Source organism: Desulfomonilia bacterium (assembly GCA_036567785.1).
GTDB lineage: Bacteria > Desulfobacterota > Desulfomonilia > UBA1062 > UBA1062 > DATCTV01.
Window position 1 is genome coordinate 124,929 of sequence record DATCTV010000043.1, and the last position, 16,997, is coordinate 141,925.

The 16,997-nt window shown below is 42.2% G+C and carries 13 protein-coding genes; all 13 read right to left on the reverse strand.

The annotated features are described in order from the left end of the window. Nucleotides 1–4 precede the first annotated feature (4 nt). A complete protein-coding gene (locus VIS94_12765; protein ID HEY9161940.1) occupies nucleotides 5–1,225 on the reverse strand; it encodes a glycosyltransferase family 4 protein in 1,221 nt (406 codons plus the stop codon). A 7-nt stretch (nucleotides 1,226–1,232) separates the two neighbouring features. Continuing rightward, the gene (locus tag VIS94_12770) at nucleotides 1,233–2,912 is read right to left on the reverse strand and encodes an alginate lyase family protein (protein ID HEY9161941.1); all 1,680 of its coding nucleotides are present in this window, start codon (nucleotides 2,910–2,912) and stop codon (nucleotides 1,233–1,235) included. Continuing rightward, nucleotides 2,905–5,085: a bi-domain-containing oxidoreductase gene (locus VIS94_12775; GenBank protein ID HEY9161942.1), complete on the reverse strand. Its 2,181-nt coding sequence runs from the start codon at nucleotides 5,083–5,085 to the stop codon at nucleotides 2,905–2,907. Before VIS94_12775 ends, VIS94_12770 begins: the two co-directional genes overlap by 8 nt. 57 nt (nucleotides 5,086–5,142) lie before the next feature. Next, complete coding sequence (locus tag VIS94_12780; protein ID HEY9161943.1) at nucleotides 5,143–5,931, reverse strand: AglZ/HisF2 family acetamidino modification protein; 789 nt, start codon at nucleotides 5,929–5,931, stop codon at nucleotides 5,143–5,145. A gap of 2 nt (nucleotides 5,932–5,933) precedes the next feature. Beyond that, a complete protein-coding gene (hisH, locus tag VIS94_12785) occupies nucleotides 5,934–6,602 on the reverse strand; it encodes an imidazole glycerol phosphate synthase subunit HisH (GenBank protein ID HEY9161944.1) in 669 nt (222 codons plus the stop codon). After that, a complete protein-coding gene (locus tag VIS94_12790) occupies nucleotides 6,599–7,735 on the reverse strand; it encodes an N-acetyl sugar amidotransferase (protein ID HEY9161945.1) in 1,137 nt (378 codons plus the stop codon). Before VIS94_12790 ends, hisH begins: the two co-directional genes overlap by 4 nt. After that, nucleotides 7,732–9,078: a CoF synthetase gene (locus VIS94_12795; protein ID HEY9161946.1), complete on the reverse strand. Its 1,347-nt coding sequence runs from the start codon at nucleotides 9,076–9,078 to the stop codon at nucleotides 7,732–7,734. The genes VIS94_12790 and VIS94_12795 overlap by 4 nt, the downstream gene beginning before the upstream one ends. Before the next feature lie 54 nt (nucleotides 9,079–9,132). Next, on the reverse strand, nucleotides 9,133–10,203 hold the full coding sequence (locus VIS94_12800; protein HEY9161947.1) for a CapA family protein: 1,071 nt from the start codon (nucleotides 10,201–10,203) through the stop codon (nucleotides 9,133–9,135). Then, nucleotides 10,175–11,347: a glycosyltransferase gene (locus VIS94_12805; protein ID HEY9161948.1), complete on the reverse strand. Its 1,173-nt coding sequence runs from the start codon at nucleotides 11,345–11,347 to the stop codon at nucleotides 10,175–10,177. Before VIS94_12805 ends, VIS94_12800 begins: the two co-directional genes overlap by 29 nt. Nucleotides 11,348–11,371: 24 nt before the next feature. Continuing rightward, nucleotides 11,372–12,556, reverse strand: coding sequence for a glycosyltransferase (locus tag VIS94_12810; GenBank protein HEY9161949.1), 1,185 nt, complete (start codon nucleotides 12,554–12,556; stop codon nucleotides 11,372–11,374). Beyond that, entirely contained in the window at nucleotides 12,553–13,935 is a 1,383-nt protein-coding gene (locus VIS94_12815; protein HEY9161950.1) for an O-antigen ligase family protein, read from the reverse strand. The genes VIS94_12810 and VIS94_12815 overlap by 4 nt, the downstream gene beginning before the upstream one ends. Nucleotides 13,936–13,954: 19 nt before the next feature. Continuing rightward, nucleotides 13,955–15,424: an asparagine synthase-related protein gene (locus VIS94_12820; protein HEY9161951.1), complete on the reverse strand. Its 1,470-nt coding sequence runs from the start codon at nucleotides 15,422–15,424 to the stop codon at nucleotides 13,955–13,957. 109 nt (nucleotides 15,425–15,533) lie between these two features. Beyond that, nucleotides 15,534–16,970 (reverse strand): hypothetical protein, encoded by a 1,437-nt coding sequence (locus VIS94_12825; GenBank protein ID HEY9161952.1) that lies wholly within the window; start codon nucleotides 16,968–16,970, stop codon nucleotides 15,534–15,536. Between the last annotated feature and the right edge of the window lie 27 nt (nucleotides 16,971–16,997).

A 16,997-nucleotide genomic window follows, 5' to 3' on the forward strand; every position in this document is an offset into this window, starting at 1 on the left:
TTAATTATCCCTTTCCTGCCACTTCGAGAATATGTCCCAGCATTTCCGATGCATTGGCATCCCTTCTGTATTTCTTTGATGCATGAACGCATTTATTTCTTAATTCTTTTCTGAGAATTTCATTATCCTTCAATCTGTTAATCTGTCTGCTCAGATCATCAGGATTCTCGGGTTCAAAAGTTAACCCCACATCTTCGGATATCACTATTTCGGCAGATTCACCTTCGACACCGAATATAACCGGGATCCCCATGGCCATACATTCAAAAAGCTTTGAAGGTATAACCGTTCTGAACAAATCCGTTTTCTTCAGATGAATTATTGAAGCATCCAGCAGTGAATAGTATCTGGCTATATCGCTCTTCGGGACCGTGTCGATGAAAACCACATTGTCGAGATTTCTCATTGCGGCTATTTCTTTCAGATGATCCTTTTGCGCACCGTCCCCGACCATCAGGAATCTGATATCCCGGTTTTCGGACTTCGACGCCGCTTCAAGTATTGTCTCAAGGGCATGGGCCATGCCGTGTGTCCCCACATAGCCGGCAACAAATCTGCCTTCCAATCCGTATCTGGAGCTGATCTCCTCATCTTTTTGCATCGGTTTGTAGTTTGACAGATCCGCTCCGTTCAGAACCACTCTGATTTTATTTCCATCGACCCCCCTCCCCATCAAAACCCTTTTGAAGGAATTGGTTACCGATACTATCAGGTCAGCTTTTTTATAAAGATGCATTTCCACCTTTTCCAGAAGGTTTAAAATAAAAGAGTCCTTCATGGCGCCGACAACTTTTATCGATTCAGGCCAGATATCCCTGAGTTCAAAAATGAACGGTTTCCTCTTGAAGAAGCTGACAATATAAGCTGCGCAGGCAGTAAAAAACTGCGGCGATGTGCCGATAACAACATCAGGCTTCTTAACAAAAACCGAAGCTATTACAGCAGAAACCATAAAGCTCTGATAATCTATAATCCTTTTCAGAAAGCCTTTGTTAGGCGTTATAAAAGTCCACACACGGATGACCCTGATGCCGTTCATATTTTCGATGTCCCATAACTTGTTTTTATACCCGCTGAATACCTTCCCATTGGGAAAATTAGGAAAACAGGTTACGACCGTTACCTCGCAGCCCTCTTTCACCCACTCTATGCAGTGCTCGTATGTCCTGCTTGCCGGAGCGTTAACTTCAGGGGGAAAGTTGTCAGTCAAAAACAGGATATGCATGTTGTTTTCAGGCTTGCCGTGATATTTCAATAACCGAATGACCGGTGTGAAGATTTATTTCCAGGCATTTGCCTGGAACACGAAGACCGAATTCAGGGAAATAAAATGCATCGGAAATTATGACATTCCCGCCTTCGACAGACCATCCAACAGCTTTATTGTCCGGAAGAATAAATCTGCCTTTTTTTTCCGATCCGGAAGAGAACTCGATTTTTACATCCGGGTGAAGATGAAGAAACGATGACGCCTTTTTATAACCGCCGTAAACAGAGTCGTTTATTCGCAACCCGGAATTCATAAAGCTCCATTTCCTGTTGTGTACAGGCTTCCCCTGCAATCTGCGATAACCGTCATGCGAGCAGGATATTTCTTTCGACTCTTCATTGATGATAAGATTATATGGATGTGCCCTTCTCGCAACTCTGAAACTGCCCCACATCTCGGATGAATCGGCCCCGTCAATCATCAGCGTATTATGGGCGCGGGTTCCGCGCTGATTGAGCCTTTCTCCGCCATCTTCATAAAGTGAAACCCCGCTGTCAACTATTACACGCTGACTGCCGATTGAGAGCTCGAAATTAAGGGTGTCCGCATGAGCATGTCCCGGAAGATAATCAGCGCCGATTTCAGCCACATCAAGAAATGCCGTCATATCCCCGCAATCCACCCTGATATAACCGCTTTCCTTTAAATGTCTGATTTCAATATCACAGGCTCTTTCATACTCTTTCTGTTTCAACAAAGGGCTTATTCCCAGCCTTTGCGCATACTTAAAAAGTTCCAAGAAAGACCCGGCCACACCGAATGCAGAGTCATTAAATAAAACGATTTCCCCATCCGGATGGCTCATAGTCTCAAGCCATGAAAGCATACCCGATGAAATCCTCGAAAAGCCGGCAACTATCCGGGCCCGATTCCCGATCAATGTATCCGGGTACGCATTAAAAATATTTATCACATCAAGGACGTCTTCCAGCACCTGAGCGTGATACATGGGACTGAGCTCAAAATGTCCGCCGTCAGATAATATCTGTTCATCGAGCTGGGCTGAAAATATCCTTATCCCTTTTTCAAGCCACTTCTCGGCCGCATCACCTGAGAAAAAGAGCCCGGCAAAAATTAAGGCCTTTGCATTTGCCAGCAAATGATTTCCCAGTATATGCCACTCGAGCCTTCTGCTTAGGAATGCTGCCTGAAGATTGAGGCTGCTCTTTGCCTTCTCATTCAATATGTTTCCTGAAAGCCCCCAGAATATCCAGTTCACAAGCCTCCTTGAAAGCGGATACGGTTCCCAGCCGTTTCCTGAAAAAGGAGGATTCTCTGCTATCCATCTTTCTATTAAATTTCCATGCCATTCCTTTCTGTTTGCAGAACTTTCAGATCTCAAGTCATCGAAATAATGGAGATTATACAGCCATAGCTTTTCGATCTCAGGATTATTCCAGTCATATTCTGTTCGGATTTTGTTCTCTTTGTTCAGAAACCTGAATGTATCATGTGCGAGCATGCTCTGTTTTTTCAGTAATGGCGGAATAATATTTTTGCCCGGATGTCTTAAACCGAAATCTGAAGGTATCGGTTTCGGCTTTTTCAGGTTGAACCACACCCTGCAGTAAACCTGTGAGGGTTTTAAATATCTGATCGTATTTATATACAACAGAACCCTGTTTAAATCTTTATCAGTCAATGTCTGTCTTCCGGAAATTCCTGGCAGACTCAACTGCATCAAAGCTGCCTGCTGTAACATTTACAAGGGCACTGAATGGAACAAGAGGCAAACCGCCCTCTTCGACACTTTTAATAAAAGATTCAATTTCTGAATTATGCCCTTTATCCTGCCTGAGTGTTCTAAATGTCCTGAATGATTTAAAACCGTATCCTTTTGTCACCCTGAAGTTTTCCATCCTTATCACCCTTGAATCGCTGAAGACCTCAAGCATTTCCTTCGGATAACTCTTTGAGCCGTTTGAGAAATAATTGACCGTTCCGATGGAACCGTCTTCAAAGGCAAGCGATATGATCATCTTGTCATCTTTCACCTGCTCATTGCCTCCAGCCATGACGGCCTTGACCGCCTCGATCGGGCTACCTGCAATAAAGGATAAGAGGTCCATGAAATGACAACCCTCGCCTATTATCCTGCCGCCTCCGCGCAACGGGTCCTGAATCCAGTGATCGGCCGGAATGGCGCCGGCATTGACAGTCATATTCATGCAAAGCGGCCCTTTTCTTCCTTTAAGAGCACTCACGATTTTTTGAGTATGCGGGCTGAATCTTCTGTTGAATCCGACCATCAGATGAAGCTCGGGGTTTCTCCTTACCGCGTCTTCGACTTCGGCGAGCCCTTCCCTGCTGATAGCGAGGGGTTTTTCAACGAACACATTCTTCCCGGCATCAAGGGCTTCACTTACAAACCTTGAATGAAGGTGATGGCCGACAACTATAAACACCGTGTTTATATCAGAATCGTCCAGTATATACCTGTAATCGGAAACCGCCTTGGAAGAATTGAATTTCCGTGCAGCATGATTGGCGCTCACGCTGTTCAGATCGGCAATCAGACGAACATCCGCATCGGCCGAGATGAGGGCCGGAATCAGAATTGACTTTGCAAAACCGCCTGCACCGATGATACCAATTCTTGCCTTGCCCACACCCTTTTTGAGAGATGGACCTCCGATATCATGCCCGGTTTCAGAAACATTCTTATATTCCACGCTTTCAGATGACTGTGCGGGGAGGCTTCGCGTCGGGCTTTGAGGATATCGGATCAATATACCCAGTGAATCCTTTTCATGCAGTATCCTGTCATATTTATCTGCAATATTTTCAAAATCTATCCTTTCGCTGATAAGACTTTCAATATCCAGGGACCCATTTGAAATGGCTTCGAGTACCGCCTCCATATTGCGCTGTTCCGTCCAGCGGACATACCCGAACGGATAATCATGTCCCGAAAGTTCATATGACTCGTCATACCTTCCGGGTCCATATGAGCATGAAACCTGGAAGGATATCTCTTTCTCATAAAAATCGCTGCGAAGCAGGTTAAGGTCAACCACTCCCACAAGAACTATTCTGGCCCTCTTCCTGCAGGATTGTGCGGCCTGATGGATAATATCATCACCCTTCGCTGATGCTGCGATGATTACACCGTCAACACCTTTTCCCGACGAGAATGCGGACGCTGCCGCAACAGGGTCATTATCCGATGCATTGACGACCTGCGCTCCGAACTTTCTTGCCAGCTCAAGCCTTTTTTCATTCATGTCCACAGCCAGCACACTGCATCCGTTCGCCCTCAAAAGCTGCACAGCGAGCAGACCGACAAGACCGAGCCCGAAAACAATGAATTTTTCGCCCAGGTCCGGCCCGGCAAGCCTTATGCTTTGAAGCGCTATACTACCGAGGACTGTAAATGCAGCATGTTCCGATGAAACATTTTGAGGAATCTTGACGCAGAGATTTCCCGGAACGCATACGATTTCAGCGTGCGAGCCGTTAGAAGCAACCCTGTCTCCGGGAACGATGTCTTTTATTCCCGGCCCTACTTCGAGTACAACCCCGGCATTGCAGTATCCCAGGGGCATAGGTTCATCAAGCTTGTTGAAGACGGCATCAACGGTCGCCAATACCCCGTCGGTCTGCATCTTTTCCAGGACCTGCTTTACCTTTTCGGGCTGCTGCCTGGCTTTCGCTATCCAGCCGGCTTTCCCGAAATCCAGAAGCATGCGTTCCGTCCCGGCAGACACCAGGCTTTCAGCAGTTGCAATCAATATATGCCCCGGACGCACAACAGGAACAGGAACTTCAACAATCTCAGTCCTGCCGTTTTTGATATTCTGAAGAATCTGCTTCACCCATCCCCCATAAAATACACTCGGTTTATTGTTTATAAAGTTAATCGACTTTGAAGCTTATACAATATTGCTCTTGACTGATTTGAAAATGAGTTCATTTTTCTCAACCTGACCGATATAATTAATCAATACCGCCCTGTATTTACCCTTGAAAACAAACAGGCTTCCCGCTGCAGCGCCGATTATACCAAAATTATCAACCAACTCATAAATATCATTAACAGATCCGGCTCCTCCCAACGCGGTCAAAGGTATGCTGACAGATTTTCTAATCTGTGAAATCAGGTCCAGGTCATATCCTTTCATCATGCCGTCTCTGTCTATAGAATTGATTACTATTTCGCCTGCCCCCAATTCCTCAACTTTTCCGGCGAATTCAACCGGATGCTTTCCAGCAGCCCTTTTGCCATTATGTGTAAATATCTCATAATGGCTAAAAAACCCCTTTTTCTTTACATCGATTATTACAACAACGCTCTGATTACCCACCTGCGCAGCAGCTTCAGAAATAAGAGTGGGCGTCTGGATTGCTGCTGAACTGATAGCGACCTTCTCGACACCCAGACCTATAATCTTCTTTATCTGTGCGACAGTCTTTACGCCTCCGCCGTAGCATAAAGGCATGCGGCACTCTGCAGCAAGATGTTCAATCAAGGTATAATCCGGTTCCCGTCCCTCAGCAGTGGCATCTATATCAAGCACGACAAGTTCATCGACTTCCTTCTCGTTATATATGCGGACAGCATTGATCGGATCGCCGACATATTTCGGATTGTCAAACTTAACCGTTTTGACAAGCCCTTTATTCTTAACAAGCAGACATGGGATTATTCTTGGACGCAGCATATCTACATCTCGGCAAAGTTCTTCAAAAGCCTGATGCCCCAATGATGGCTCTTTTCAGGATGGAACTGGACACCAAAAATATTTCCGGAACGGATGGCACATGAGAAAGTACCGTTATAATCAGTTTCTGCTAGAATATTATCATCTTTGTCAGGATGAACATAAAATGAATGGAGAAAATAGAAGCGGGCATCCTTCTCGAGACCATTGAAAAGGCAGTCACCGTTTCTAGGAACAACATCATTCCAGCCCATATGTGGCAACGACAGCCTCCCCTCTCTTGTTCTCTCCCCTTCTAATCTTTTTATTTTTTCACTATCCTCACTTCTGACTCCTGATTCCTTACTGAACTTACACACTTCCGCATCAATCCAGCCCAGCCCTGGCAAGGAACCTTCTTCACTGCGTCGGGCCATTATCTGCATACCAACACAAACACCCAGGACAGGTATGTTCTTTTTAACTACCAATTCATCAAGGACATCTCTCATTCCAGATTCATTCAGAAGGGCCATGGCCCAGTCAAAGGCACCGACCCCGGGAAGAATGATCCGGTCTGAGGCCAACAGCTCTTCCGGTGAGGAGGCAACAGCATATTCGATATTCAATCGCTTATATATATTTGCAAAAGCCTGGATGTTACCCAGTCCGTAATTTACAATTTTGATCAACGCTTGCCGCCCAAAGTAAGACCTAAAAGTCTCATTGCTTTTGCCCCGATACTATAAATCATTTCCTGTGACTTATAATCCTTGTACGACTTGTTGGGCGCATCCATATAGCCCTGCAATTCATTTACCGTTATCCCGAGTTTTGTCGCCACATATTCAAAATCCTGTCCGATCGTCTCCTCATCATAGGGTGGCTGCGATAATTTATCCAAGGCCTCTTCCCGTGTCATCTGATTCGTAAGAATCAGACTGGAATACTGCACCCTTCTTGTATCATATCCGAACTTCTTGAACAGCCAGTAACCTTCATAAAATTTGGTGAATCTTGATTCAAAATGTTTCTGGGGATAAGCCTGCCAGCCGAACTTTTCTTCCAGGAGCTTCATGGCATCCATCTTGTGATAAGGAATGTAATTGAGTGGCGTCACCACCCGGATTCCCTTAAAATATCTCAGATAAACCTTATGGCGCAGAATCGTCGTCAAAGGAAAATTTATTAGCGGCCTGGTTCCAAACTTCCTGTGAATATCCTTTAGTTGAATTGAATCGGACTGGTAATACATCCATTCGATCGGATTTCTTATGCATTCAGTTGAATAGTTCGCCCCGGTCAATATGTATTTGACCCTATATTTTTCAGCAAATCTGTACATCATTGCGAAGAATGCATGGTCCTGCGGTGTATCGATATGAGCAACACCCGATTTAAAAAAGGCCAGTTGGAGATCTTTCATTTCCTCCCAGTCAATCACCTCGGTGTACAGGTCAAGCCCGAGCTTATCGATCAGCTTTTCTATATTGTTTACAGCCACCTGCGAATTCCATCCAGCATCGACATGAAAGACCAGAGGCCTGAGATTGAATTTTTCTTTTGCCACATATGTCAGATAAGAACTGTCGATGCCCCCGCTCATGCCTATAATGCAGTCAAAATCTTTTCCGGCGCCTTCTTTCCTGATCCTCTCAACGATCTTCTCCAGCTCTTCTCTGCCCTTCTCGTCAGTATGCCAGTTCGGCAGGATTTCCTTATAGAAAGTATTGCAGTGATCACACATGCCGTCCTGATCAAATGTGATCATGGAATCAGTAGTATCCATGACGCAGTTGGTGCATATTTGATAAGATTCTTTCATAAAATATTTTTTACTCCCGTATGACTTTGAATGTCGCTCTCAGTTAATTTCAATTTAAACTTACCGCTTTTCGAGTAAATAGGCTCCTTCAATATTACATAATCAAAATCAATATTTACATTTTTCAAATTAAAAAGACCCAGCACTTCTTGATTTGTTATTGGGATATCCTTTTTGAAAGATATGTATAAAGTAGCAACTCCCTTTTTCGTTTGGGATATCTGAACATAATCGGCAATGTTGAATATCTCATGATGTCGGCCGAATATCAAAGCCGTCAAAGGTATTTTCCTGCCAAATCGATCTTCAATGAAATCCCCCTCTCTGCCTTCTTTGATCTGAAAATAATCCATAATCCCATAATTATTTTTTTGGGAATCAATCAAATCACCTGTTGCATATCTAATGAGAGGCATATCAAAATTGTGAAAAGACGTCCCACATAGAACACCATCTACATCTTCTGCATACCCGTATGTCACAAATGGTTTATATCTTCCGTTGCATTCACTATCATATGCCAGTATACACATTTCACTATGACCGTACCAGGATATGTATTTTAAAGACCAGACATCCCTTAAATATTTAATCATATATGGAATCGGATATTCAGAACTGAAAAAACAACTCTTTATTTTTGATGTAATAAGCTCTTTGTCAATATCATCCAATTCATTCTCCAACTCCCGGAAGAAGTTATAGATAGAGGATGGATATCCCTGGAAATACTTTATGGGGTATCTGTCAAATATTTTTTTAATTTCCGATAATCTTGTTCCGGCATCTTTATACGGATTTATTTTAATCTCGTTATGAACTGCATTATACTTATACAACTTATCTCCAAGGTCTTTCCCGAGCATTGTAATCATAAGATCAGTATGTTTATAACCTCGTAATCCCCAAATATAGTGCATATGCGCCCACTCACGAGCCCAGGCATTTCGATCTAAATAAAAACTGAGAGGTTCCCCGGATGTGCCGCCGGTATTGACAAGCATAGCCCCTGTCGATTGTCTTACATACTCACGAACTTGGGATTTTGTAATTATCGGTAATCGCTCAAAATCTTCCAGATTATTTATCATTATAGGTTTAGGCCCATATAGAATTTTATAAAAAGGAATATTTTTTTGGGCATACTGAACTATCCGATTCAACCGCTCTATTATATATGTATATCTTTTTTCAGGCCCGGCATGTTCATAATGACGTGCAAGGTTGCTAAAATCGGTGTACTGACTACCCAATCGATATTTATAAGGGATATACGAAGTCCATTTCCCCAACGAATAGGGAACATATTCAGCAACAATTTTGAGTCTCAATTTCAAATCCATATCAGTTTTTCAAGGTGTTTAATTTAATATCTGATTGCGCTTATTACAGTTTCATCAAGGGTCAACAGCCATAGTCTTTTTCTTTTTACCTATTTTCAATATTTTGAATCGCACAGTATGAAAGTAATATCTTAGATTCATTGGAAGTAATAACCATGCCAAATATTTCAGCCACAAAGAAAGCGATGAACATTTCAAACAATGCCGGCTCCAAACTTTAAACTCGCGCTTGTACCAATAGGCATAATCAGTTGCAAACCAATGCACATCATCTGTGGTGTGTATCCTCTCGCTTAGGATATTGACTCTTGAGATAAGTTCCTGACTCTCTTCATGTGACACAGGTACAGGCTGAAAATTCTCATTAATTATATATGGGATAAGCTCAATGTCACCGTTTATCAGACCATACATCACCATATATCCCCAACGATTGTCATAAGTTGTCTCTTTATCAAACTGCCAGAAATTAAAATTTCCAAGAGAATAAAAAATGAATTTGCTTTTATAAGTTTCGAAACCCTGTGGGACATGTGGGTGATGGCCGATAATCAGATCCGCACCCGCATCTATTAATCTCTTTGCAAGTTTTCTTTGAAATGGTGCAGGCACATCAGTATGTTCATAACCCCAATGGAGATTGACAATCCTTCTATCAGCATCGGAATTGTGCAACATATTTTCCAAGACATCGGCCCGAACTCCGTCATAAGACATACGAAGCCTGGGTATAGCAAAGTAGGCTGACAAAAAGTCTACAGATATATCTCCTATGGTAGTATTTGCAACGGATGGGTTATCAGGTCCGATAACTATTTTTCCTCTATCGCCAAGAACCCTCGCAAGCCGCTTTGGATCTCCGCTGTCGGCACAATGATTGTTGACAATTGAAAGTATGTTAATTTCATCAGACAGCCATTGTAGGGACATGTCATCAATCAGCAAAACAACATTTTTCTCTTTACGAAAATTTCCACGTAATCCGGTTTCAAGATTCAGGCAAACTACATTATTCTCAAAGTATTTGATTATCCCGGTAAAAGGAGCTTCACCGTTTTTAGTTTTCAGAAAGGTGTCGCCACAGAATAAAATACAATTATTTGACTGGTAATTTTCTATGATCATTATCAGCGACTTTATTTGTTTCCGAAATAAATGAAAAAGTTTCATCAGCACATCTTGACCACAAATATTGTTCAGATATATGTTTTGCTTTTAACGCAAGATCTAAACGTAACCTTTCATCAACAACAAGTTTTTCTACAGCGTTTGCTATTGATTCTTGGTTTTCTGGGTCAAAATAGATACCACCGTCCCTTAATACCTCGGGCATAGGCCCACGTTTCGAACAAGCGATTGGCAAACCAACTGCCATAGCTTCAACGAGAGTATTCGGCATGTTCTCACAACTGGATGCAAATACAAAAACATCAGCCTTTGCCATTTCTTTCGGTAATTCGCAATGAGGTACAAAGTCTATTAATTCAACCCATTCTTGGTTTGGGTCTGATTTATCTCTCTGATTTTTAATCATTTGTTTAACCTTCACAGCACCTACTCCGACACCAACCAGTGATAAACTAACGTCATATCCATTCATTCGTAATCTTTCAATTGCCTGAATTACAATACATTGGTGTTTATACAATTCGGCATGGGATACATATAGAATACGAAGTGTGTTCTTACTATCCGCTGGTTTCCTGATTTGCGCTTTTATATTTCGGAACTCATCCCCGACACCATGAGGTATGATAGCAATTCGTGATAACTTACCACAGGATCTTTGAATGACATCGGCTGCATACTGAGTTAAAAAAATGGTTCCATTGGATTTTTTTAGAGAAAGGTTTTGAATATACCTTAATAGAATCAACCTCAAAACAGCTTTACTGAATCCAAATCTTTGTATTTCACCCGGCTCGTAAGAAAGCATATCACGGCTCATCGTAATTGACGGATAAAAATTGCTGATTGTTCCAGCATCCGTATTCAGGACAATTGAGCATCCGGCTTTTTTTAATTCACTTGGAAATTTATATCTCTGCCACCACATTTGATTAAAAATTGATCGTTCCAGTTCTGGCGGATTATGTTTAATCAACCATGGCTGGTTTGGTATAACATCAAGTAATGATTTGTATGACCAGACATGTATTTCCCTAATTCCATGTTTATGCGGCTTTCCCTCGGTAATAAGGTTTATCAGATGTGTCCTTGCGCCGCCTGAACGATTCCTGGATGCATCAACTCCGACTATAATGCTCATATGAACATATCCAGACTAATTATTTTATCCATTTAAACCTTTCATGTTTGTAAAAACTACTTTTTTATGTTTTCTTAAAATCTGATTATATGCATTCATATAATTCTCTGCACATAGCTGCATCGAAAATTGTTTCCTGAAGTCTTGTGCAACATTTTCAGCTCTTTGTTTATAAATATTAATATTTTTCTGCATATATAATAACCCATCCGCAAAAGATTCCACATCATTCACTGGTCTAAGCAGCCATGCGTCATCAGGAGATATGTTCCTTATCTCTGGAATATCTGAGGCCAGAACAGGCAATCCGCATGAGGCAGCTTCGGGTAATACATTTGGCAAACCTTCGTAACGGGAAGGAAAACAGAATATGTCAGCTGCCTGAAGCACAGGCCATGGTTCCGTTTGCAGCCCTAAAAAGCAAGTCTGTTGAGCAATACCCAGATATCTGGAAAGCGCTTCCAGTTCGGACCGAAGCGGTCCATCACCAACTAGAGCCAGTATATGATTGGGACTGCCCCTGAATGCCCGTGCAAAAGCTTTGATCAATACATCATGAGCCTTCTGGCCTTTATCTATACCTGTTCCAAGCATCTTCCCAATATGAACAACAATAAAAGCTTTATCTGGAAACCCATATTTTTCTCTGGCGTTACGCCTTTCTTCATTTGTTGTCGTATTCTGCTGCAAAAGCCCACCATTAGGAATTGTTATCAGTTCACTTTCACAGTCCCTCCCAATGAAATTTCTGTAAGCTTCGGCTACTGCAACTGAGCAGGCGATGGTCTTACTGAAGAATAGAGGCATCAGCCGGACTATTGTTTTTGAGCGGGAACCCACCTGTTCTGTATTAGCAAGCCGCCTGATATAGCAGGAAACGCTGCCCAATGTAAGAATTCTGGAAATGCAGACCAGCGCTTCAGTCTGATACATGTTTGCCTGGACAATATCGGGCTGCCATGAGCGGATCGATTCTGCCAGATTCAGAATGTTCATCAAAGAGCGGACATTGTGTTCTTCGGAACCGTCAACTTCAATCCCGGCCTCTTTCAAGCGTGAATACAATACCCGGCCTCTTTCCCCTCGAACTCCGGCCATGAGAAAGAATCTTACTTCTACTCCTAATCCAGCAAGGCTTACCCCGAGATTTGTAACAAACCCTTCCGCTCCACCCGCTGAGAGGTCAGGCAGAATTTGAAGAACCTTCATAGTTCCATTCCCAGTTCGCAAGTGTTTTTGTCATCAAAATCGGAATCAGCTGTAACTATTCTGCGCTGCTTTCTCTTGTAATATCCTGTAATTTCTCTTCTCGATAATACTCTGGTAATATGACTGGTATCATCATAGCAGAAAACTCTCCTCGGACAATAAACAACTGCGAAGAACATCCCCAATATGATATAAAAAGTCCGTGTATCCATAATGCTGCCCATACAGAACAGCAGGACTGTTATGGAGACAAACTGCCCTATTGAATTTACTTTGAGAAATCTCTCAATCTCTCTGCGGCTTTTTCTTCTGTAAAGTAAAAGCACAAGAAGACAAAAAACGGCCGGGTACAAGAAACCGTATTCCATGGCACTTTTCAGAGCATCACTGTGCGCTGACAAAAATATGTTGCCGCTTTCTTTGTAGTAGGCTTCAGCTCCAAAACCATGCCCGAATAAAGGACTTTCTTTGAAGAGCGACCAGTAAAAAGCCTGAGTATCTATCCTCTGTTGTATACTTCCTATATTCTTGATATCGTCTTCATTGCCCAACTTGAAATTCAACATCAGTTCCATTCTGTTGATCAAATCGTCTTCATGAACATCCGTATAATTAATCTGTGCAAGGTAAAATTTCATTGCAGCAATTCCAGCAACCAGGGCGAGCATCAGTGTGCCAAGCTTTAAAAGATATCTTCTGCTCACTACATTCCGTTCAGGCATAAGGATAAATATGACTATGATTGCGGTACTTACCATACCGGTTCTTGAGCCAGTCAGCAATATCAATAGCATGAATATAAGAATTGCCGCCGCTTCAAGCCATATTCTTCTGCGGCCCCACAGCATGAACCAGGCGATGAACATGAAATCCAGGCTCAGGGCAAGCTGGTTCGGCTGCAGAATGAACCCGCACACCCTGCCTTCCTTCAGAACTTCTGCACCGGCTATATAAGATACCGCCTCGAAGTACTGGGGCGCCAGAAGATTCAACACCATACCGAATATAGTAATTACCAGACTGACGGCCAACAGACGGCGCATTGAGGTAAGGCCATTGGCAATTGTATATATTGCTGCACCAGAAAAGAGTGTAAAGTAATACACCTGCAGACCGATTTCTCTTATTTCCAGTGACTGTGCATACAACAGGGTAAACAGCGGCCAGACAAGCAGTATAACAAACCAGTTTAACATTCCGATTCCGGCCATGCGAAAAACAGCTATCGAGTAGCGCAACTTGATGATCAGATAGAAAATGTTCAGACCAAGCAGTGTCCCAGTAACTATAGCGATTGATACATCAAACTCTTCCGCCAGAAACGAAAAAAGGCCAGTCGCGTTCAGAACAAGGACAACAAAAAAAAGTTTATCGATCATTCATAAGACCAATCATAAATCATCTGATTTTAATATTTCTCAGTCTATGACTCCAGAGATACAGGATGGTCTCGAAACGCCCTGCAAGAGAAAACTCGGGAGATCTGGGATTATCACAATCGATTTCCCAGTCATTATTCCTTAAAAAAATCGACAGAGAGGAGAGCCAGAGGATTATCTCTTCAATTCTTCCATTTAAAATTTTAGATTTTCTGTTCTGCATCATTATAAAATGAATCTGATCCATATTGAATATTCCGGTTTTTTCTATTTCTCCGTTAAAGATCAGACCCCTGATATGCGAAAACAGCTCATTTCGTACCCATTCAGAATAGTTGTGAAAAGATTTCGGCAGGTCATCGGGATTTGAGCTGTCATCCAGATATTTCATCCCGGTTCTGGCCCATGGAATGTCCAGAAGTTTCGGGTCGACTTCTCCCAGCAGGTATTTATACACCTCATTCGTTCTGCACTTATTGGCAAACGACCACATCAATGACACAATATCGTTGCGGGTGAATACCTGATGGAAATCCGTGACCCTGTTCAGTATATTCATGCAGGTGCCCAGCATATTGCGCATGTAATGAAGCTGATAATCCAGTTCATTTATTGCGGCTTCCGATGATTCGCCAAACAAAGAATGGTATGCACTGATATCAGAAATTGTCCTTTTCCTGTATTCCTCATATAAATCCTGATTGAACAATCTGAACCAGTTCCTGAAACACTTTCTTATCGGAGTGAGATTCTCGACCCTGACCCCGCTGTATTCAGCACGCCCTATACTGTCGCCATAGCTCCCCGCCAGCAGACACTCTATTCCAAGTTCGCTAACTCTTTTTGTAACATCAGGCAGGGCATGGAGATGCTTTGGTGCGTAAAAACAGCCCTCATCAGCGCAGACTTCGATATTTTCTTTTAATGTGTCACTCGTAATTTGAAAATGCTGGTAATCCCATCCATACAATCCGGCTATCCTTTTGGCATAAACAGGATCTCTGGTTTCAGGATTCCCCCAGCAGAAAGCATATACATCAAAGCTTTTTCTTTCATTCTGTATCTCCTTCAAAATAGAGGAAACAATGCGGCTGTCCATGCCGCCGGAAAGAAGAATTCCCACCCTGCTTGAATTTTTTATGTAATCTGAAATCTCTTCACGAAGGGCGAGATGCAATTCTCTGGCAATTTCCCCGGCATTCGCTTCTCGATTTCCATGACGTAAAGAAAATTCATTTTCAAAAAAACCATGTTCAGGATCATAATTGCTGAACCATTGAGTACGGCTGATATTATTTATTATTGTCTTGTCACCAACGAACGCATAGTGCGACGGAACTTCCGTCAACGCTGTTATATTCAGTTTAACTTTTGAAGATTTCCCAGCTGCTTTAACTGCATCTCCAAAATATTCATAAAGACTTATCCTGCCAGAATCATCTTTGATTAAATATTTTCCCGTATCAGCTATGCAGCTGTGATATTTCATTGTGTTCTTTCCTTGATTTGGCTTCATTAAGAATCTTATAATCTTGCATTACTCCACCTGAGACTGAAACGATTGACTTATTGTACTGATCATAATTTCCTAATTGTATTCATAGGATTCGGAAAATTTTTTTAAAAACCATATTAAGAAATGTTTTCATCTCCCGTTTTTCAACATCAGTTGCAATAAAAGTGTAACAACTACTTAAGAACAGAAATACAAGGAACACTGAAACGACAGATCTTGCAATAAAACCATCAATGCAGTTTAGGGTCACAATACCATAAATAATCATGAAGAATACGGCCGCTAGTGCAATCGGTTGGATATAAGCACGCATTATCACTTCCCTCATGCTTGCATTAATGGTTTTCGTACAAAATAATATATTGAGATATCCACAAGCCAAATGCCCGACAGATAATCCAATAGTTATTGCAACATATGGATTGCTCATTATACGTAATGTGGAAAGAATTAGCACGGCAGGCAGTATGACAAGACCAACAGAATAAATCAGTACAACAATCCGCAATTTACCCATACCCTTGAGCATAAAATGCGAAATGGATGTGCTCTGCATAAAAGCCCCACTGGCAAAAAGCACCAAAGCATACGGTGACAGAAACATATAATCTTTCCCAACCCAGAGGCTTAATACATTTTTCATAAGAAGCGAAGCCATAACTAATCCAACAAGTTCCAAAATTGTTGTGTAGCGTATACCACGTATAAGAAGTTCATGGAGCATTTTTTGATTACCGGTAGCCTCATAAGCACTTGTTGCAGGCATTCCCGTTATGGTCATTGCGTTAATGGCCTGGCTCATCAAAGATGTGGGCATTAACATGATCGCCAAATGGGCTACAAAACTTGTAGATACAAGCGAATTCATCAACCATCGAATTCCGGTTGTATTCAGCATCTGGCACAGGCTAATCAGTACTACCATACCTCCGAAATATACAATTAATGCAAGGGTTTCACGATTAGACAAACGCGGATTATTTTTCAATCCTGGTACCAGATGATAAGCAATAGGCACTTGAGAAAGTTTCGAAAGAAACAAGGTCCCAGTCATGATCACAATCAATGCACTTACTGATGGCTTCCCAATTTGGAACCAAGCCACTACTGCGAGCAGGCCGACATATTTTGATATGGCACTAGCAATAGCACCTACATAATAGCGTTGCCTTGATTGGATCACAGCTATATACGGCGTTAACGGGATAATGAACAGAAAAATTATGCCAGTTATTACCAAGGCGGAACCGATTTGACCTGCTGATCCCTTATAAAAATTAGCAGCAATTAGAGTACCAGCACACGACAATATTGCAAGAATGACAGAGTAGATGAAACTTGAACTAACTACTTTATTAACCTCATCAATACGTTTCTGTGCAATAAAGCCAGCACTATATTTGACTACCCCCTGTTGTAATGACATTTGTAGTTGTTCGACAGACATTGTCAGCGACCAGACCAAGGCATAGACCCCATATCCTGTTTCCCCGATTGTGCCGATCAGATAGGGAACCATAATCAGCGGGGGAACCAGCTGGAAAAC

What these genes read in the sequence shown, in the direction of transcription:
- VIS94_12790 (HEY9161945.1), bottom strand. Translation starts at nt 7,735, where the DNA reads ATGAAAGAATCTTATCAAATATGCACCAACTGCGTCATGGATACTACT.
- VIS94_12765 (HEY9161940.1), bottom strand. Translation starts at nt 1,225, where the DNA reads ATGCATATCCTGTTTTTGACTGACAACTTTCCCCCTGAAGTTAACGCT.
- VIS94_12820 (HEY9161951.1), bottom strand. Translation starts at nt 15,424, where the DNA reads ATGAAATATCACAGCTGCATAGCTGATACGGGAAAATATTTAATCAAA.
- VIS94_12805 (HEY9161948.1), bottom strand. Translation starts at nt 11,347, where the DNA reads ATGAGCATTATAGTCGGAGTTGATGCATCCAGGAATCGTTCAGGCGGC.
- VIS94_12815 (HEY9161950.1), bottom strand. Translation starts at nt 13,935, where the DNA reads ATGATCGATAAACTTTTTTTTGTTGTCCTTGTTCTGAACGCGACTGGC.
- VIS94_12780 (HEY9161943.1), bottom strand. Translation starts at nt 5,931, where the DNA reads ATGCTGCGTCCAAGAATAATCCCATGTCTGCTTGTTAAGAATAAAGGG.
- VIS94_12810 (HEY9161949.1), bottom strand. Translation starts at nt 12,556, where the DNA reads ATGAAGGTTCTTCAAATTCTGCCTGACCTCTCAGCGGGTGGAGCGGAA.
- VIS94_12795 (HEY9161946.1), bottom strand. Translation starts at nt 9,078, where the DNA reads ATGGATTTGAAATTGAGACTCAAAATTGTTGCTGAATATGTTCCCTAT.
- VIS94_12800 (HEY9161947.1), bottom strand. Translation starts at nt 10,203, where the DNA reads ATGATCATAGAAAATTACCAGTCAAATAATTGTATTTTATTCTGTGGC.
- VIS94_12825 (HEY9161952.1), bottom strand. Translation starts at nt 16,970, where the DNA reads ATGGTTCCCTATCTGATCGGCACAATCGGGGAAACAGGATATGGGGTC.